Source organism: Buchnera aphidicola (Astegopteryx bambusae), assembly GCF_039365365.1.
In the GTDB taxonomy this organism is placed as follows: Bacteria; Pseudomonadota; Gammaproteobacteria; order Enterobacterales; family Enterobacteriaceae; genus Buchnera_G; species Buchnera_G aphidicola_B.
This window is the reverse complement of record NZ_CP134985.1, coordinates 292556-312087: the sequence shown is the minus strand read 5'-3', so window position 1 is coordinate 312087 and position 19532 is coordinate 292556. Positions and strand designations below refer to the sequence as shown.

16 protein-coding genes are annotated in these 19532 nt (G+C 17.9%); 3 read left to right on the top strand and 13 right to left on the bottom strand.

Annotated features, from left to right (window positions below; translation table 11 throughout):
* Window positions 1-251: 251 nt before the first annotated feature.
* Complete coding sequence (asd, locus tag RJD44_RS01480; RefSeq protein WP_343189845.1) at window positions 252-1376, top strand: aspartate-semialdehyde dehydrogenase; 1125 nt, start codon at window positions 252-254, stop codon at window positions 1374-1376.
* 28 nt (window positions 1377-1404) lie between these two features.
* Here asd and tusA read toward each other — a convergent pair whose 3' ends face one another.
* The 9 genes from tusA to prfB form a co-directional block, all read right to left on the bottom strand.
* Entirely contained in the window at window positions 1405-1632 is a 228-nt protein-coding gene (tusA, locus tag RJD44_RS01475; RefSeq protein ID WP_343189844.1) for a sulfurtransferase TusA, read from the bottom strand.
* 42 nt (window positions 1633-1674) lie between these two features.
* On the bottom strand, window positions 1675-2652 hold the full coding sequence (locus RJD44_RS01470) for a hypothetical protein (RefSeq protein ID WP_343189843.1): 978 nt from the start codon (window positions 2650-2652) through the stop codon (window positions 1675-1677).
* Between the two features lie 40 nt (window positions 2653-2692).
* On the bottom strand, window positions 2693-5230 hold the full coding sequence (gene leuS / locus RJD44_RS01465) for a leucine--tRNA ligase (RefSeq protein WP_343189842.1): 2538 nt from the start codon (window positions 5228-5230) through the stop codon (window positions 2693-2695).
* A 17-nt stretch (window positions 5231-5247) separates the two neighbouring features.
* On the bottom strand, window positions 5248-6099 hold the full coding sequence (locus RJD44_RS01460) for a transporter associated domain-containing protein (protein WP_343189841.1): 852 nt from the start codon (window positions 6097-6099) through the stop codon (window positions 5248-5250).
* Window positions 6100-6206: 107 nt separating this feature from the next.
* Window positions 6207-6605: an rRNA maturation RNase YbeY gene (ybeY, locus tag RJD44_RS01455; protein ID WP_343189840.1), complete on the bottom strand. Its 399-nt coding sequence runs from the start codon at window positions 6603-6605 to the stop codon at window positions 6207-6209.
* 58 nt (window positions 6606-6663) lie between these two features.
* Window positions 6664-7998 carry a tRNA (N6-isopentenyl adenosine(37)-C2)-methylthiotransferase MiaB gene (miaB, locus tag RJD44_RS01450; protein ID WP_343189839.1) on the bottom strand — a complete coding sequence of 445 codons (1335 nt, stop codon included), beginning with the start codon at window positions 7996-7998 and terminating at the stop codon, window positions 6664-6666.
* Window positions 7999-8003: 5 nt separating this feature from the next.
* Window positions 8004-9272 (bottom strand): diaminopimelate decarboxylase, encoded by a 1269-nt coding sequence (gene lysA / locus RJD44_RS01445; RefSeq protein WP_343189838.1) that lies wholly within the window; start codon window positions 9270-9272, stop codon window positions 8004-8006.
* A 26-nt stretch (window positions 9273-9298) separates the two neighbouring features.
* Complete coding sequence (lysS, locus tag RJD44_RS01440) at window positions 9299-10789, bottom strand: lysine--tRNA ligase (protein ID WP_343189837.1); 1491 nt, start codon at window positions 10787-10789, stop codon at window positions 9299-9301.
* 2 nt (window positions 10790-10791) lie between these two features.
* Window positions 10792-11898, bottom strand: coding sequence for a peptide chain release factor 2 (gene prfB / locus RJD44_RS01435; RefSeq protein WP_428994206.1), 1107 nt, complete (start codon window positions 11896-11898; stop codon window positions 10792-10794).
* A gap of 132 nt (window positions 11899-12030) precedes the next feature.
* On the opposite strand from prfB, the gene RJD44_RS01430 reads away from it, so the two are divergent.
* Window positions 12031-12999, top strand: a complete 969-nt coding sequence (locus tag RJD44_RS01430; protein WP_343189836.1) for a hypothetical protein — start codon at window positions 12031-12033, stop codon at window positions 12997-12999.
* A 4-nt stretch (window positions 13000-13003) separates the two neighbouring features.
* A complete protein-coding gene (gmk, locus tag RJD44_RS01425) occupies window positions 13004-13639 on the top strand; it encodes a guanylate kinase (RefSeq protein WP_343189835.1) in 636 nt (211 codons plus the stop codon).
* Here gmk and typA read toward each other — a convergent pair.
* The 4 genes from typA to glnS form a co-directional block, all read right to left on the bottom strand.
* A complete protein-coding gene (gene typA / locus RJD44_RS01420; RefSeq protein ID WP_343189834.1) occupies window positions 13629-15449 on the bottom strand; it encodes a translational GTPase TypA in 1821 nt (606 codons plus the stop codon). The genes gmk and typA overlap by 11 nt on opposite strands.
* A 94-nt stretch (window positions 15450-15543) precedes the next feature.
* Window positions 15544-16404, bottom strand: coding sequence for a 5'-3' exonuclease (locus RJD44_RS01415; RefSeq protein ID WP_343189833.1), 861 nt, complete (start codon window positions 16402-16404; stop codon window positions 15544-15546).
* 65 nt (window positions 16405-16469) lie between these two features.
* Window positions 16470-17750, bottom strand: coding sequence for a phosphopyruvate hydratase (gene eno, locus RJD44_RS01410; RefSeq protein WP_343189832.1), 1281 nt, complete (start codon window positions 17748-17750; stop codon window positions 16470-16472).
* 37 nt (window positions 17751-17787) lie between these two features.
* Entirely contained in the window at window positions 17788-19410 is a 1623-nt protein-coding gene (gene glnS, locus RJD44_RS01405; protein WP_343189831.1) for a glutamine--tRNA ligase, read from the bottom strand.
* Between the last annotated feature and the right edge of the window lie 122 nt (window positions 19411-19532).

The window sequence follows — 19532 nt, the reverse complement described above, 5'->3', positions numbered from 1 at the left end:
AATTTATTGATAAAAATATATTATTTTTTATTATAGAATAATATATATTATTTATTTTTAAAATTAAATACTTTTGTTAAATTTTTATTTATTTAAATAAATTGTATAAAATTTATATAATATTTTTTATGTTTATCTATTTTGTATTTTAATAATTTTATTTAATTAATTTTTAAACAATTTTTATTGTATTAATATTTTTTATATAATATTTTATTATAATAGTATTTTTTTTTAAATTTGAGGATTATATGAAAAAAAAAGTTGGTTTTGTTGGATGGAGAGGACTGGTTGGATCAGTTTTATTAGAAAGGATGATTTTAAAAGATGATATATATAAATTTAATATAAAATTTTTTACTACTTCTCAAGTAGGTCATAATGGACCAAAAATAAATAATAAAAAATTTGGAATTTTGGAAAATGCATATGATTTACAGAAGTTAACAGAAATGGATATTATACTAACTTGCCAAGGAAGTAAATATACAGAAAAAGTATATTTTAATTTAAGGAAGTTAGGATGGAAAGGTTTTTGGGTAGATGCTTCTTCTCATTTAAGAGTAAATGATAATTCTATTATAGTATTAGATCCTATAAATTATAATTTTATTATGAAAAGTATAGAAGGTGGATGTAAAACTTTTGTTGGTGGAAATTGTACTGTTAGTTTAATGTTAATGGCATTAGGAGGTTTATTTTCTAAAAATTTGATTAAAAAAATTTTTGTGTCTACATATCAAGCTGTTTCTGGTGCTGGTTCTTATTATATAAAGAATTTATTATTAGAAATGGGTATTTTACATAAAAGTGTAAAAAATGATTTGTACAAAAATAATATTTCTATATTAAAAATAGAGAACATAATTAGTTCTTTATTAAAATCAAAAAAAAATGTTGGAATTTTTAATAATATTCCAATAGCTGGAAATTTAATTCCTTGGATAGATTCAGATAATTTAGATGGAAATAGTAAAGAAGAAATTAAAGGAGAATTTGAAACTAATAAAATACTTAATTTAAATAAATTAAAACACAAAATAATTGTAGATAGTTTATGTGTTAGAGTAAGTACTTTTAGATGTCATAGTCAATCTCTTTTAATAAAATTAAACAAAAATATGAATATATCAGAAATAAAAGATATTTTAATGAATCATAATAAATGGGTTAAAATAATACAGAATGATAAATTAAATACTATTACTAATTTAACTCCTGCAATGGTTTCTAGAACTTTAAATATATTAGTAGGTAGAATAAGAAAATCTAATTTCGGTAATAAATATATAAATTTATTTTCTATAGGAGATCAACTTTTGTGGGGAGCTTCAGAGCCTTTAAGAAGAATGATAAAAATATTAATAAAATTATAATTTTTTTATGTTTTTTTTAAAGTATTTTTTATTTTTGTACTAAATATTTGAATGGAGTATATTCTATGTAATATTCTATTATTTTATGATTCATAAATCTACAAAAACTAGGTATATCCCATTTTGTAGATGGATCATTTGATATAATTAGTATTATTTCTTTTTTTTTCATAATTCTGATTTTTTTTCTAAGAAAAATTATTGAATCTGGACATTTATATTTTCTTAGATCTAATATATTATTGTGTTTTTTCATATTTTTTAGAAAAAATTATTTGTTTATATTTTGTAAAAAATTTTATTTTGTTTTTATTATTAGTAACAAAATTTTTAATTTTTTCCAAAAATTTATTTTTTTATTTTTTTTAATTTTTATTTCTATATTGGTTAAATATTGTATTATTTTATATATTTTTTCTTCTGATATTTCTATTGTTTTTTCTATTTTTTTATGTTTTTTTTCATATAAATATTTTATGTTTTTGTTATAAGTAATTTTATAAATTCCATTTTTTTTTGTTTTAATTATTTCTATAATTTTATTATAAAATATTTTTATCATATATTCTATGTTATATTTTTTTTTGTATATTTTATCAATAATTTTTATAGATTTTTTAATTTTTTCTAAAAATAATAAATTTATTAATTCTATATAGTTAAGATTTTGATTGTTTTTTGCAATTTTTTTTATTCTTTTTAAGTTTATTTTTTTTTTATAAAATATTATTTTAGATTGATATATAATTTGTGTTAATTGAATTAAATTATTTTTATATTTAAAATATAAAAAATTTTTGGCATTTTTAGTTATTTGTATGTTTTTCTTTTTTGAATTATATTCTATCCATTTTATTATGTCTTCTTTTTTTTTTATGTTGCAATTTATTAAAGTATATTTTTTTAAAAATTTTAATATTTTATTTAAAATATTAAAATTTGAAAATTTAAAAAAAATTATTATTATTATTAATTTTTGTTTTTTTATTTTTTTTAATTTTTTTAAAATATTTAATAAATTTTTAAGAAATATGTTTTTAGAAAAATTTATTATAATAATTTTTTTATTATAAAAAAAATTATTATTTATAATGTTTTCATTTTTATTTTCTAAATCTATCTTTTGTTTAATACAAAATCCTAATTTTTTAGATTTTTTTAATATTTTTTTTATAGATTCATTAATTAATATTATTTCATTTCCTAAAATTATAAAAAATAATATATTTTTTTTGAATTTTATAAAAATTTTATTTTTTTCATATATTTTTTCCATATATTTTGTGTTCTTTAAAATTTATTAAATGATTTATTTTTTATTTTGTTACTATGTTTAATATTTTATTTTTTATAAATATTATTTTTTTTATTTTTTTCATTATTATATATTTATATATATTTTTTTTTTTTTTTATTATTTTTAATATTTTTTCTTTTTTTAAGTCTTTTTGAGATTTTAAAATATATCTTTTTTTTCCATCAATTTGTATAATAATATTATATATTTTTTCTAAAATAGCTTTTTTGTCTATTTGTGGCCAGCATTTTTTTTTTAGTTCATTTAAAATATTAAATTTTTTAAATATATAGAAAACTATATGAGGTATAAATGGATTTAATATTTTTAATATTATTAATATAGATTCTATTATAATTAAAATATTTTTTTTGTTACAAAATATTTCTAATTTGTTTGTTGTTTTCATTATATCTGATATTGCAACATTAAAATTTTTTTTTTCTTCTATTTTTTTTGTAACTTTAATAACAGTTGTATATACTTGTTTTCTCATATTCTTTTGTTTTTTACTTAATAAATTATGATTAATTTTTGTTTTTATAAATTTTTTATGTTTTAAAAATTTATTACTAATATTCCATATTTTTTTTATAAATCTATTTGATCCTATTATATGTTCTTCTTTCCATTCTATAGAATCTTCTATTGGTGCTGAAAATATTATAAACAATCTTAATGAATCTGCTCCATATTTTTTTATTATATTTTTTGGTTCTATTCCATTATTTTTAGATTTTGACATTTTTGTCATTCCAAAATATTTAATTTTACTATTATCTATTTTATTTATTATTTTCTTTATTTTTCCTTTTTTATTTTTTATTATTTTAATTTCGTCTTTTGAAACCCATATTTTTTTTTTTTTTATAATTTTATAGAATGCATCAGATAATACCATACCTTGACATATTAATTTTTTTACTGGTTCTTTAAAGTTTATTATTTTTAAATCTTTTAATATTTTGCAAAATACTCTAAAATATATTAGATGCATAGTTGCATGTTCTATTCCTCCTACATATAAGTCTACAGGAAGCCAATATTTAGCAGCTTTTTGATCAATTATATTTTTTTTATATTTAGGATTAGTATATCTTATATAGTACCAAGAGGATTCTATAAATGTATCTAAAGTATCTTTTTCTAGATTTGCAATTTTATTATTTATAAGTATTTTTTTTTTTGTTTTATTTTTTATTTTTCTAATGTCTAATATTATTGGTAATTTGCTTTCTGATACAGGAACTATTTTTTTATTTTTTAATGTTCCAATTGGTATTGGGCATCCCCAATATCTTTGTCTGGATATGTTCCAATCTTTTATTTTAAAAATATTTTTTATAGAAATTTTTGTTACTTTTTTCAACATTTTTTTTATTTTTTTTTCAGCTTCTTTACTATGCAGTCCATTTATTTTTTTGTGCGAATTATATAATATGCCTTGTAATATATTTGGATATTTTTCTTGAGTATTATTTTTTTTAATATTTTTTATTACAAATACAATTTTTATTTTATTTTTTTTTGCAAATAACCATTCTTCTTTATTATGAGCCGGACATGCTAGTATGTTTTTTTCTTTATTTTCTTTTCTTATATAATAGTTAGATATCCATATTGGAATTTTTTTTTTTGTAATAGGATGAATTCCACAATAATTTGTTTTATATGATTTTTTTATTTTTTTTTTTTTTTTTATGTTACATTTTTTAAATATTTTTTTTATATTATTATCTTTTTTTACATTTTCTTTTATAAAATTTGTTTTATAAAATAATAATATAAAAGTTACTCCAAACAATGTATCTATTCTATTTGTATATACATATATTTTTTTATTTTTTTTTATTTTTATTAATATTTTTATTCTTTTTTCTTTTCCTATCCATTTTTTTTGCATTTCAATAACTTTTTTAGGCCATTTTTTTAAAAATTTTATGTCTTTCAATAATCTTTCTGCATATTTTTTAGTTTTTATAAACCACTGATTAATTTTTTTTTTTTTTACTTTATTATTACATCTCCAACATCTTTTTTTTATTACTTGTTCATTTGCTAAAACTGTTTTGTCATATTCGCACCAGTTTACTTTGGATTTTTTTTTATACACAATATTTTTATTGTACATTTTTATAAATATTTTTTGTTCCCATTTATAAAATTCAGGATTACATGTAGATAATTCTCTTGACCAGTCATAACTAAAACCCATAGATTTTAATTGTTTTTTCATATTTTTGATATTTTTTTTTGTCCATACATATGGTTTTATATTATGTTTTATTGCAGCTTCTTCTGCTGGTAATCCAAAAGAATCCCATCCGATTGGGTGTAATACATTTTTGTCTTTCATTCTATAATATCTTGCGACTATATCACTAATAGTATAGTTGCGGATATGCCCCATATGTAAGTTTCCTGATGGGTATGGAAACATAGGTAAGCAATAATATTTTTTTTTTTCTTTATTTTCATATGCTTTAAAACTATTGTGTTTTTTCCAATATTTTTGCACTGTTTTTTCTATTACATTATGATTATATTTTTCTTTCATATATTTTCTCTAAAAAATTATTTTATATTATTAATTTTTATTTTCATCTTTATTATTCTTATTTTATTTGTTTTAATGATTTTAAAAAGAAAATTTTTTATTTTTATTTTGTCTCCTATTTTTGGTAATTTTCCAAAATATTTTAATATAAGACCTCCAATGGTATCTACTTCTAAATCTTTAAAATTTGTTTTAAAATATGTATTGAAATGTTTTATTTTGGTTAATCCTTTCACTATAAAATTTTTATTTTTTATTTTTTTTATATATTTATTATTTTTATTGTTAAATTTATGTTTAATTTCTCCTATTATAAATTCTAAAATATCTTTTATTGTTATTAAACCAGATGTTGTGCCAAATTCATCTATTATTATTGCCATATTGATTTTTTTAGATTTTAGTTCAGATAACGTTTTTTCTATATATTTACTTTCTGGTATTATTATTAAAGGTTTTAATATCTTTTTTATAGAAAAAACTTTTTTTCTATTTATTATGTATGGTATTAAATCATTTGTTGTTATAAATCCTTTTATATCATTTTTTTTATTTATTACTGGAAATTTTGAATAACAAGATTTAAATGCAATTTTTAAACATTCATACAAATTATTTTTTAACTTTATTGTAACTATATTCAGTTTAGGAATCATTATTTCCTTTATTCTTTTTTTTGTTGTTTTTATAACTTTTTCTAATATATTTTTAATATTTTTGTTAATTAGTGACTTTTTTTCAAAATTTTTTATTAACGATATTAATTCACTTTTATTAGTTGGTTTATTATAAAATAATTTTTTTTTAAAAATGTTTAAAAATCCTTTATCATGTTTATTTTTATATCTTGTTGATTTTTGATAATTCATTTTATTTTTTTAACAAAAAATATTTTATTTATTATATATTAATCAAATATAAAATGTTATTAATAATTTTTGTATTTTTATTTACAAAAAATTATTTTTTTATATAATTAACTATTTTTTTTATTATATTTATGTTTTTGTAATTTTGAATGTGTTAATAAATTTGATGCTCCATGCACTATTATTTCGTTCCAATAGTCAATTAATTTTTTTTGTTTTTTTATTGATTCTTCATATATTATTGAATTACAAATTATTATTTCTCCTATAAAATTATTTTGTAAAAATTGTGGTGTTTTATACTTAAATGATAGTATATTTACAGATTTTTTTTTTTTTTTATATTTGTAGTTTAATTTTTTCATATCACTTTTTTTTATCATTATTATATTAATTTCTACATCTTTGTTAAATATACGTTTTAATAAATTTAAAATATTTTTTTTTTTCGGGTAAAAATGTTTTGCATGATATTTTTTTATAATATTTATTTTTATTTTTGACATAATCTTTACTTTTTTTTAATTTGTTTATATTTTTTTATATTATTTGATGTTTTAAAAATTATATATTTCCTTCAAAATATTTTCTTTTCATTTTTGTTATTTTTACTGGTACAATTTTTCCTATTGTATTTTCATTGCCATTAAAGCATACTGTTCTGTTGTTTTCTGTTGTCCCTATTAATTTTTTTGAAAAATTATTATTTTTGTTATGTACTAAAACATTTTGTATAGTTCCTATCATTTTTCTGTTCCATTGCATTGTTTGATAAGAAATCATTTTTTGTATTTTATGTAATCTTATTTTTTTTTCTTCTAATGTAGTATTGTCAAGTAATTTGTTTGCATAAGTATTTGGTCGTTTTGAATATATAAAACTAAAACTATTATCAAAATTTATTTCAGATATTATTTTTTTTGTTTTATAAAAATCTTTTTTTGTTTCTCCAGGAAATCCTATTATAAAATCTGAACTTATTTGCATATTTGGTCTAATTTTTAATATTTTATTTACAATATTTTTATATTTTTTTATGTTATATCCTCTTTTCATTAGTTTTAAAATTTTATTAGATCCGCTTTGTATTGGTAAATGCAAAAAATTTACTAATTTTGGTATTTTTTTATATAAATTAATAATTTCATTATTAAAATCTTTTGGATGGCTAGTTATGAATCTTATTCTTTGTATTTCTTCTATTTCAGAAATTTTATATAACAATTTTGAAAATTTACATATATATCCATTTTTTTTATCTTTATAAAAATAAGAATTTACATTTTGACCTAATAAAATTATTTCTTTTATATTATTTTGAACCATATGTTTTATTTCTAATATTATTTCTTTATATGATCTACTTATTTCTTTACCTCTAGTTGTAGGAACTATACAAAATGTACATTTTTTATTGCAACCTTCCATTATTGTTATATATGATTTTATATTAGTTTGTTTTTTATATGAATAGTAGTTAAATTTTTTTAATCCTATTAATTTTGTATTTATTAACAGATTTCTTGTTTTATAATTTTCCACTATCATATTAGACAATTTATGTATTGTTTGTGTTCCAAAAATTATATCTACATATGGTGCTCTTTTATAAATATTTATACCTTCTTGATTTGCTACACAACCTCCTACAGCTATTATTATTTTTTTGTTTTTATGCTTTAGTTTCTTCCATCTTCCCAATTGATGAAATAATTTTTCTTGAGCTTTTTCTCTAACTGAACATGTGTTTAATATTAAAATATCTGCTTTTTTATATTTTTTTGTAATTTTGCATTTTATTTTTTTTTTTATAACTTTTTTTATTATAAATGAATCGTATTCATTCATTTGACATCCCCAAGTTTTTATATATATTCTTTTCATGTTTTTATTTTTCATATAATTTAAATTTTTTTATTTGATGTTTTTTTTATTTCTAAATTTATTAGTTCTTTTATATTTTGTTTTTTTCTTATTTGTTTGATTTTATTTTTTTTTGTTAACAAAAATTCTGATATTAATGGTTTGCTATTATAATTTGATGACATAGAAGATCCATATGCTCCTACATCATGAAATATTAAATAATCTCCTATATGTAATTTTGGGAGACTTCTTGATTTTATATTTCCATTTTTTCCGACAGTAAATGTGTCACCTGATTCACATAGTGGTCCTGATATTACAACTTTTTCATTTTTTTTAAAATTTTTTCTTTTATTTTTTTTTTTTATTACTGATATTTTATGATAGCTTCCATACATAACTGGTCTTATAAGATCATTAAATCCAGAATTTATTAAGACAAATTTATATTTACTAGTTTTTTTTATTGCTCTAACTTCAGATACTAAAAATCCAGATTTTGCAATTATAAATCTACCAGGTTCTGTTTCTAATAAAATTTTTTTATTTAATTTTTGTTCTATTTTTTTTTTAGTTTTTTTCCAACATTGTGTATATTTTTTTATATCTATTTCTTTTTCATTTTTTTTATATGGTATAGGTATTCCTCCTCCAGAGGATATTATATCTATTTTTTTATTTAATTTTATTATATTTTTTTCTATATAGCGGCATACTTTTTTTAAATTTTTAAAATTTACTCCTGATCCTATATGTACGTGAAAACCTGATAAATTTAGATTATATTTCTTTATTTTTAATAAAGCATCTGATATTTTCCATATCCCATGTTTACTATTTTCTCCTCCAGTATTTGTTTTTTTGTTATGTCCATCTCCAAACTTTGGATTTATACGTAACCATATTTTATGTCCAGGTGAAACTTTTCCTAATTGTTTTATCATATCTATTGATCCTATGTTTACAGTAATATTTAAATTTTTTATTTTTAAAAGAGATTCTTTATCAAAAATATCTGATGTAAATACTATTTCATCATTTTTTGGTGTAAAACCAGCAATTATTGCTCTTTCTATTTCTCCTGATGATACAGCATCTATTTTTAATTTTTTTTTTTTCATTATTTTTAATATATTTATATTAGAACAAGATTTTTGAGCAAATCTTATAATATCAAAATCTTTTAATTTATGTATTTGTTTTAAAATAGATTTTTCTTCATATATCCAAAATGGTGTTGTATTTGTTTTTATAATTTTTTTTATTGCATTATATATATTATATTTTTTTTTAATTTCATTTTTCATTTTTATGTTTCTTTTTTTTTAATTTTTTAATTTTTTCTTAAAGTTGGGAATAATATAATATCTCTAATATTTTTAGAATTCGTCAATAACATTATCATTCTATCTATTCCAATTCCCATCCCTGAAGTAGGTGGTAGTCCATATTCTAAAGCTTTTATATATTCTTTGTCATAAAAATTTGTATTTTTTTTATTTTTTTTAATTTGATTTTTAAATCTTTTTTTTTGATCAATTGGATCATTTAATTCTGAAAAACCATTGCTAATTTCTATTCCAGATATAAAAAGTTCAAATCTTTCTGTTAAATTTTTGTTTTTTTTATTTTTTTTTGCTAAAGGGGATGTTTCAACTGGATAATGTGTTATAAAAGTTGGTTGTATTATATTTTTTTCTATAGTTTGTTCAAATATTTTTATTTTTATTTTTTCAATACTGTAATAATTTTTTATATTTATTTTTTTTTTAACGGCTATTTTTTTTATTTTATTTATATCATTTATTTCATTATCTTTTATATTTTTATTAAAATTTAAAATTGCTTGATCAATTGTAATTTTATTAAATTTTTTTTTAAAATTTATTTTTTTTTTATTATATATTATATGAGAATTTTTATTTACATTTTTTAATATATATAAAAATAATTTTTCTATTAATTTCATCATGTCTTTGTAATTAGAATATGCCATATATGCTTCTATCATAGTAAATTCTGGATTGTGTTTGTTGGATATTCCTTCATTTCTGAAATTTTTACTTATTTCAAATATTTTTTCGAATCCTCCTACAATTAACTTTTTTAAATATAATTCTGGTGATATTCTTAAATACATTTTTCTATTAAAAGAATTATGATATGTTACAAATGGTTTTGCTGATGCTCCTCCTGGAATATTTTGCATTATTGGTGTTTCTACTTCTATAAATTTTTTTTTATTAAAAAATTTTCTAATTAAAAATATTATTTTAGATCTAATAAAAAATTTTTTTATAGAATTTTTATTTACAATTAAATCTAAATATCTTTTTCTATAACATTTTTCTTTATCAATTAAACCATATTCGTTAATAGGTATAGGTCTAAATGTTTTTGTTAATAATATTATTTTTTTACATTTTATTGTTGTTTCTTTTGTTTTTGTTTTAAAAACATTTCCACATACACCTATTATGTCTCCTATATTCCATTTTTTAAAATGATTTTCATAAAAATTTTTTTTTATATATTTTTGCGAAATATATATTTGAATTTTTCCAGTCATATCTTTTATTTCACAAAAAGATGCTTTTCCCATTATTCTTATTTTTATTATTCTCCCAGATATTTTTAAACTTTTATTTTTTTTATTTTTATGTTTTTCTTTTATAAATTTATATTTTTTTAATATGTTTTTACACGTTGTATTAGGACAAAAGTTATTTGGATAAGAAAAATTATTTTTTTTTATGTATTTAATACTATTTTTTTTCATTTTTTTTGTTTCTGAAATTTTTTTATTCTTTTTTTCTACTTTCATTTTTAAACACCTAATTTTAAAGTTTCTTTTATAAAAATTTCTAAATTACCATTTAATATAGATTGTATATTTTTAGATTCTATACCTGTTCTTATATCTTTTACTGTAGAAGTATCTAATATGTATGATCTAATTTGTTTACTCCAGGTAATGTCAGATTTTGAATTTTCTAAAATTTTTTTTTTTTTATCACTTTTTTTTATCTCTAAATTTTGTATTTTTAACTTCATTTGTTTTATAGCTTGTTCTTTATTTTTATGTTGAGATCTGTAATTTTGACATTGAGTTACTAAATTTGTTGGTATATGTGTTATTCGGACAGCAGATTCTGTTTTATTTACATGTTGACCTCCAGCTCCTGAAGATCTATATACATCTATTTTTATTTCAGAATTTAATATTTTTATTTTTTTTTTTTTTTTTATTTCTGGATATATATATACAGATGCAAAAGATGTATGTCTTTTTCCAGTAGAATTAAATGGACTTTTTCGAACTAATCTATGTATTCCTGTTTCTGTTCTAAACCATCCTAAAGCAAACTTTCCTAATATATGTATTGTTGCTGATTTTATACCAGCAATTTCTCCTTTTGATTCAGATATTATTTTGGTTTTAAATTTTTTTTTATTAGCCCATTTTAAATACATTTTTAATAACATTTTTGTCCAATCTTGTGATTCTATACCTCCTGATCCAGCTTGAAGGTCTAAATAACAATTATATTTGTCATATTTTTTAGAAAACATTTTATACATTTCTATTTTATTAGTTTTTTTTTCTATTTTTTTTGTTTCTATTTTTATATCTTCTAATATTTCATAATTGTTTGATTCTTTTGATAATTTTATTAAATCTAATAGATATTCTATTTTTATCAAATTTTTTTTTATTGGAAATATTTTTTTTTCTAATCTTTTTTTTTCTTTTTTTAAATTTAACATTAATTGTGTATTTTTCCATGTATGTTCTTTTTTTAACTCATGTTTTATATTTATTAATTTATTTTTTTTTTTATAATAATTTATTATTATCTTTAATTTTTCGTTTTTTTTTTTATTTTTTTTATATTTTTTTCTATTTTTATAATGTCCAAAATATTTTCCTATTATATATTTTTTATATATGATAAAATAAGTTTTGCATAATGTATAAAGATATTTTTATATAATTTTGTATATTTTTAAAGTATTTTTTTTAATTTTTTTGTTTTAATATATTTAATTTAGTTGAGGATAATTTTGAAAAAATCTATTTTTTCATTCTATTTTAAAGATATTTTTTTAAAGGATAAACCATTATTAGTATTTTTAAATAATATTTCTATAAATATAGTTTCCGGAAAGGATAGTAAAATATATTTACAAAATCAATTTACAAATGATATTACAGATTTAAAAGAAAATAATTATAGTTTTGGATCACATTGTGATGTAAACGGTAAAATAATTAGTGTATTTTTAATTTTTAATAATTGTCTTAACAATTATATTTATTTGCAAAGAAAAAGTATTTCTAAAATTCAAAATTTAGAAATTAAAAAATATGCTATATTTTCAAAAGTTGATATACATACATCTACTAGTTTAGCTGCATATGGTGTTTTTGGTAAAAATTCAAAAATTTTTTTAGAAAAATATTTTAATATATCTTTTAAAAATAATAATTTAATAAAAAAAAATGATTTTATATTTTTAAAAATAAATGGTATCATAAAAAGATATATTATTATCGCGAATTATAAAAAAATTGAATGTTTAAAAAATAAAAAAAATTTTCATTTTGAAACAAAAAAGAACTTTTTATGGGATTTACTAAACATGGAAATTGGTTTTCCTATATTAGAAGAAAAAAATTGTAGAAAATTTTTTCCTTTTTCATTAAATTTAAAAAAATTTAATTGTATAAGTTTTAAAAAAGGTTGTTATAAAGGACAAGAAATTTTATCTAAAATTAAATATAAAAATATTAATAATAAAAGATTATTTTTAATATATGGTGTTTCAGAAAAAATACCAAAAATAGGAGAAAATATATTTGAATATATAAAAAATACTTTTATTTTTTCTGGTAAAGTACTTTTTTCTATAAAAATGAACAAATTTGTGTTTGTTCAATGTGTTTTAAAAAGTACTGTTAATAAATGTTCTTCATTAAAAATAAACAGTATAAAAAAGATATTTTTTTATATAAAAAAAATTTATATATAATATTATGAAAAAAAATAATAGTAACGGAATATGTTTTATATTTTCTGGTCCTAGCGGTGTAGGAAAATCTAGTTTATTACAAAACTTTATTACAAAAAATATATTAAAAAATATATTTTTATCTGTATCTTATACAACTAGATTAAAAAGAAATATGGAAATTAATAATGTTCATTATAATTTTGTTTCTGAAAATATTTTTAAAAATATGATAAAGAAAGAAAAATTTTTAGAATATGCCAAAGTTTTTAATAATTATTATGGTACTAGTTTATATGAAATTAATAAAAACATTAATTTGGGTTTAGATATTTTTTTAGACATTGACTATAAAGGTGCATGTCAAATTAAAAAAAAAATTAGATTTTCTACTAGTATTTTTGTAATACCTCCTTCTAAAAATGAATTAATTAGAAGGTTGAAGTTTCGTAATCAAGATAACAAAAAAATTATTTATAACAGAATGAAAAGTTTTGACACAGAAATAAAATATTATAAAAATTATGACTATTTAATAATAAATGATAATTTTGAAAATACTTTAAAAAATATTAAATCAATAGTTATTGCAGAGAGATTAAAAGTTTTTTACAATAAAAAAAAATATTTTGATTTAATTAAAAATTTTATTAAGAAATAATTTTTTTATACATTTTTTTTCTATCATTTTCTTTTAGATATTTTTTTCTTAATCTAATTTTTTTTGGTGTTATTTCTATTAATTCATCGTCATTTATAAAATTAAATGCTTTCTCTAATGTGATGTTAATAGGTTTTATTAAATTTATAGCTTCATCATTTCCTGAAGCTCTCATATTAGTTAATTTTTTTCCAGATAAACAGTTTACAGTTAAATCATTTGTTCTATTATGTATTCCTATAATTTGTCCTTCATAAACTTGTTCGCCGTGAGAAATAAATAATTTACCTCTTTCTTGTAAAGAAAATAAAGAAAATCCTAATGCTTTTCCTGTTTTATTAGAAATTAAAACACCATTTTTTCTTTGTGTGATTTTACATTTTTTTTTGACATCATATTTTTTAAAAGAAGAATAAAATATTCCTGTACCTGATGTTATATTATTAAATTCAGATCTAAATCCTATCAATGCTCTACTAGAAATATCATATTCTAAATATATTCTGTCTTTTTCATTACTTGTTGTTATATTTTTTAAGTTTCCTTTTTTTTCTCCGATAAATTTCATAATGTTACCTTGATATTTTTTATTTATATCAATTATTAAATTTTCATATGGTTCATATATTTCGTTTTTATAATTTTTGAAAATTATCTGTGGTCTAGATAGTTCCATTTCAAAACCTTCTCTTCTCATAGTTTCAATCAAAATAGATAAATGTAATTCTCCTCTTCCTGATATACAAAATATATTGGAATCATTTTTATAATTTATTTTTAATGAAACATTTTTTAATTTTTCTATTTTTAATCTATTTAATATTTGTCTAGAAGTTAAATATTTTCCTTCTTTTCCTACAAGAGGTGATGTATTTGCTGATAAAAATATTTTTACCGTAGGTTTATCTATTATTAAATTAGGTATTGGAGTTGCATTTTTTTCTTCACAAACAGTATCAGATATTTTTATATTTTCTATTCCAGATATTAATATTATTTCTCCTGTATGAGCTTTTTTTATTTCTATTTTTTCTAAACCACAGTAATGCAATATTTTATTAATTTTTCCTTTGTATGTTTTATTTTTATTATTTTTTATAAATACATTTTGATTTTGTTTTATTGTACCAGATTGTATTTTTCCTATTCCTAAATTTCCTAAATATTTATCATAATCTATTTGTGAAATTTGTAGTTTCAATTTACTATTATTTTTTTTTTTAATAGTAGGTGTATGTTTTATTATTGTTTCTATTAAAGGAATCATATTTTTTTTTATATTTTTTAAGTCTGTTCCTGAAGTTCCCAAAGTAGCAGATGTATATACTATTGGAAAATCTAATTGTTCTTCTGTAGCATTTAAATTTATAAACAAATCGAATATTTCATTTAATACCCAATTTGGTCTTGCATTCTTTCTATCTATTTTGTTTATTACAACTATAGGTTTTAAATTATATGAAAATGATTTTTTTGTAACAAATCTAGTTTGCGGCATGGGTCCTTCTAAAGAATCTACTATTAGCAAAACAGAATCTACCATGGATATTATTCTTTCTACCTCTCCCGCAAAATCTGCATGTCCAGGAGTATCTACTATATTTATTTTATATTTTTTCCAAAATAATGATGTGTGTTTAGATAATATAGTAATACCTCTTTCTTTTTCTAAATAGTTAGAATCCATTATTCTATCTTCTTGATATTTTTCTTTTTTGCCATATTCTGATGCTTGTAATAGTTTATCTATTAAAGTAGTTTTTCCATGATCTACATGTGCTATTATTGCTATATTTTTTATTTTTTTCATATTTTTCTATAAAATAGAGTTATAATTTTGTATTATTTAATAATATATTTATATTATAAAATTTTTTAAAATATATTTTTATTTATTTTATTTATTATATTTTTTTATAAAAACTTTTAAGTTGATTTTTTATAAAAAAATTATTTAAATTCTTTATGTTTGGTGTATGTAATTTTAAATTTTTAAATTTTTTTTTTATTTTAAAGTTTAAACATAACGTTGTTAACTTTAGTGATAATATTGTTTTTTTTTTTGTTTTTTCTAAACTAGCTACAATTTTATTTATATTTCTTATTTTTAATTTTTTTATTTTTGAAATGTTTTTATATATATTTTTTAAATTTTTATATTTTTTTATAAGTATTTGAGCTGTTTTTTTTCCTATGTAAGGAACACCTAGTATATTGTCAGATCTGTCTCCAACTAATGATAAATAATCTGGGATATTTTTTGGATATATTTTATATTTTTTTTTTATTTCTTTTGTTCCTATTATTTCAGATAAATTTTTTAAAATAAATGTTTTTGAATTTATTATTTGATACATATCTTTATCATTAGTTAAAATAAATACAAAATTTTTTTTTTTATTTTCTATTTTAGATAATATACCAATAGCATCATCTGCTTCTATTAACGGTATTTTTACTATTGGTATTCCAAAATTTTTTATTAAAAAGTGTAATGGTTCAATTTGTTCTATAATTTTTTTTGGCATTTTTTTTCTGTTTTGTTTATATTCATTGCATATTTTTTTTCTAAAACTTTTTTTTTTGGAGTCAAATACTATTATTATTTTCTTTGGATTATATTTTTTATAAATAAAACGTATCATTTTTATAAATCCATATATTATATTTGTTGGTTTTCCAAATTTGTTTTTTAACATAGGTATAGCATAATAATATTTATACATATAATAAGTTCCATCTATTATAAAAGTTTTTTTTTTCATTTTTTTAATATATTTATTTTTTAATGTTTTTTAATTTTTAAAAAAAATGTTATTTAATAAAATTATTATAAAGAAATTTTATATTTTTTTTTTAAAAGTTCTTCTTCTATTCTAATTAATCTATTATATTTAGCAGTTCTTTCAGATCTTGACATAGATCCCATTTTTACTTGATCAGATATTGTTCCTATAGACAGATCTGCTATAAAAGTATCTTCAGTTTCTCCTGATCTATGTGATATAATTGTATTGTAATTTGCTTTTTTTGCTATATAAATTGTTTCTAATGTTTCTGTAAGAGTTCCAATTTGATTTAATTTTATTAAAATAGCATTAGCAGATTTTTTTAATATTCCTTTTTTTAAAATAATAGGATTGGTAACGAATAGATCATCTCCTACTATTTGTACTTTTTTTCCAATTTTTTTTGTATGATATTTAAATCCTTTCCAATCATCTTCGTGTAAAGGATCTTCTATAGATTTTATATGATATTTTATGCTTAATTGTTTTAAATATTTTGTAAATGTTTTATAATTAAATATTTTTTTTTCATTTTTTAATTCATATTTATCATTTAGTTTATTATATAATTCAGATCCAGCACAATCTATTGCAATATTTAAATCTTTTCCTAATATATATTTTGTATTTTTAATTGCTTTTTTTATTAATTTAAAAGATTCTTCATTATTTTTTAGATTTGGAGCAAAACCTCCTTCATCTCCTACTGATATACTAATATTTTTACTTTTTAATATTTTGTATAATGAATGAAATATTTCGCACCCCATTTTTATTGACTGTTTTATTGGTATATTTTTTTTTGGTTGTATCATAAATTCTTGTATATCTAAATTATTGTTAGAATGTTTTCCTCCATTAATAATATTTATCATAGGTCTTGGCATTATTATTTTTTTTGTTTGTCCGGATAATTTGTATATATGTTCATATAAATTTATTTTTTTATGTACAGAATATGCTTTAGAAACAGCTAATGAGACAGAAAGTATTGAATTCGCGCCTAAATTAGATTTGTTTTTTGTTCCATCTTCTTTTATCATAATTTCGTCAATGTTTTCTTGATTTTTTGCATTTTTGTTTTTTAAAATTCTTGATATAATATCATTAACATTTTTTACTGATTTTAATACTCCATATCCAAAAAAGTATTCTTTATTTTTGTCTCTTAATTCTAATGCTTCTTTTGATCCTGTTGAAGCACCAGATGGAACACTAGCTATTCCAATTGATCCATCTTGTAAATGTACTTCAGATTCTATTGTTGGATATCCTCTTGAATCTATTATTTCTCTTGCATATATTTTTTTTATTTTTGACATTTTTTTCACAATTTTTAAAGTAGTTTATAAGATTATTTTATTTTTTTAATTTTGTTATACATGTAAAAGTAATATTTTTTATTTTGTTTTTTTTTAAAAAAAAATATCCAATTCTTTCAAATTGTATATATTTTTTTAAAATTTTTGAAAAAATATCTTTTTGCACTAAACCATGTTTAATTATTATAGAATTTTTGTTTATATATTGTAGCATATTTTTTTTTTTTTCAGGATGTTTCGTTGTAAATAAATTTTCGTACATTTCAAAATTTGCTTTTATAGATTCTTTTTTAGATATCCAATGTATTATTATATTATTTTTTATTTTTTTTGATTGTTTTTTATTATAGTATTTACAGTAAATAGTTTTTATTTTATTTAATCTATCTTTTTTTATTTTTTTTGCTTTTATTATATACGAATATCTTAATTTTACTTTTCCGTTTATAAATAATTTTTTTTTATTTTTTTTATTTTTTTCTTCAAAATCATTTTTTTCTATATATATTTCTCTTCTAAGTATAATATTTTGTTTTCCAAATTTTTTTATTTTTGGGTGGTTAGGAATGCTTATAATTTTTTTATAATTTTTTGGAAGATTATATATTATTATTTTAATTGGATTTAATATAGCCATAGCTCTATTTACTTTTTTATCTAGATCATTTCTTATAAAATGTTCTAAATAAGACATTTGTATTAAATTTTCTTTTTTTGTGATTCCAATATTATAACAAAACTTTCTTATTGAGGATGGAGTATATCCTCGTTTTCTTAGTCCTGATATCGTTAATAATCTTGGATCTGACCAATTTTTTATTATTTTTTTCTTAATCAATATTTTTATTTTTCTTTTTGAAAGTAAAGAATTTTCTATATTTAATCTTGAAAATTCGTATTGTTTAGGTTTTTTTTTTATATTTATATTTTTTAATATCCAATTGTACAATTTTTTATTTTCTTGAAATTCAATAGTACAAATAGAATGAGTAATTTTTTCTATATAATCTGATATACAATGTGAAAAATCATATGTTGGATATATACACCATTTTTTTTTTGTTTGATGATGACTTTTTTTTTTTATTATTCTGTATAATACTGGATCTCTCATTAAAATAATTTTAGATGACATATTTATTTTTGCTCTTAAACAGACATCTCCTTCTTGAAACTTTCCTATTTTCATTTTTTTAAATAAATTTATATTTTCTAATATACTTCTATTTCTAAATGGACTGTTTGTTCCTTTTTTTTTTAGATTTCCTCTATATTTTTTTATTTCAAATTTATTTAAACTATCTACATATGCTAATCCTTTTTTTATTAGTAGCATTGCATATTTATAAAATGTATTAAAATAGTTAGAAGAATATTTAATTTTTTTATTCCATTTAAAACCTAACCAAATTATATCTTTTTTTATAATATTTATATACTTTATGTTTTCTTTATATGGATTTGTATCATCAAATCTAAGATTACATTTTCCGTTATATATTTTCGCTATATTAAAATTTATAAAAATAGATTTTGCATGTCCTATATGAAGATGTCCGTTTGGTTCTGGAGGAAATCTCGTTCTAATTTTTATATGTTTATTTTTTAAAATATCTTTTTCAATTATTTTACATATAAAATTATTTTTTATTTTTTTCATATATTTTATATATTGTAAAAGTGTTAAAAAATTTTTTTATTTAAATATAATATTTATATTATATTATTTTTTATTTTTAATTATATAAAAACATTTTTAAATTTGTTGATAATTTTTTATTA

Excerpts from the sequence above, each read along its gene's own strand:
- typA (WP_343189834.1), bottom strand. The coding sequence starts at position 15,449 with ATGAAAAAAATAAAAAATATAGCAATAATAGCACATGTAGATCATGGA.
- miaB (WP_343189839.1), bottom strand. The coding sequence starts at position 7,998 with ATGAAAAATAAAAACATGAAAAGAATATATATAAAAACTTGGGGATGT.
- ybeY (WP_343189840.1), bottom strand. The coding sequence starts at position 6,605 with ATGTCAAAAATAAAAATAAATATTATAAAAAAATATCATGCAAAACAT.
- RJD44_RS01415 (WP_343189833.1), bottom strand. The coding sequence starts at position 16,404 with ATGAAAAAAAAAACTTTTATAATAGATGGAACTTATTATATGTATAAA.
- lysA (WP_343189838.1), bottom strand. The coding sequence starts at position 9,272 with ATGAAAAATGAAATTAAAAAAAAATATAATATATATAATGCAATAAAA.
- eno (WP_343189832.1), bottom strand. The coding sequence starts at position 17,750 with ATGTCAAAAATAAAAAAAATATATGCAAGAGAAATAATAGATTCAAGA.
- tusA (WP_343189844.1), bottom strand. The coding sequence starts at position 1,632 with ATGAAAAAACACAATAATATATTAGATCTAAGAAAATATAAATGTCCA.
- lysS (WP_343189837.1), bottom strand. The coding sequence starts at position 10,789 with ATGAAAGTAGAAAAAAAGAATAAAAAAATTTCAGAAACAAAAAAAATG.
- glnS (WP_343189831.1), bottom strand. The coding sequence starts at position 19,410 with ATGAAAAAAATAAAAAATAATTTTATATGTAAAATAATTGAAAAAGAT.
- RJD44_RS01460 (WP_343189841.1), bottom strand. The coding sequence starts at position 6,099 with ATGAATTATCAAAAATCAACAAGATATAAAAATAAACATGATAAAGGA.
- asd (WP_343189845.1), top strand. The coding sequence starts at position 252 with ATGAAAAAAAAAGTTGGTTTTGTTGGATGGAGAGGACTGGTTGGATCA.
- RJD44_RS01470 (WP_343189843.1), bottom strand. The coding sequence starts at position 2,652 with ATGGAAAAAATATATGAAAAAAATAAAATTTTTATAAAATTCAAAAAA.
- gmk (WP_343189835.1), top strand. The coding sequence starts at position 13,004 with ATGAAAAAAAATAATAGTAACGGAATATGTTTTATATTTTCTGGTCCT.
- leuS (WP_343189842.1), bottom strand. The coding sequence starts at position 5,230 with ATGAAAGAAAAATATAATCATAATGTAATAGAAAAAACAGTGCAAAAA.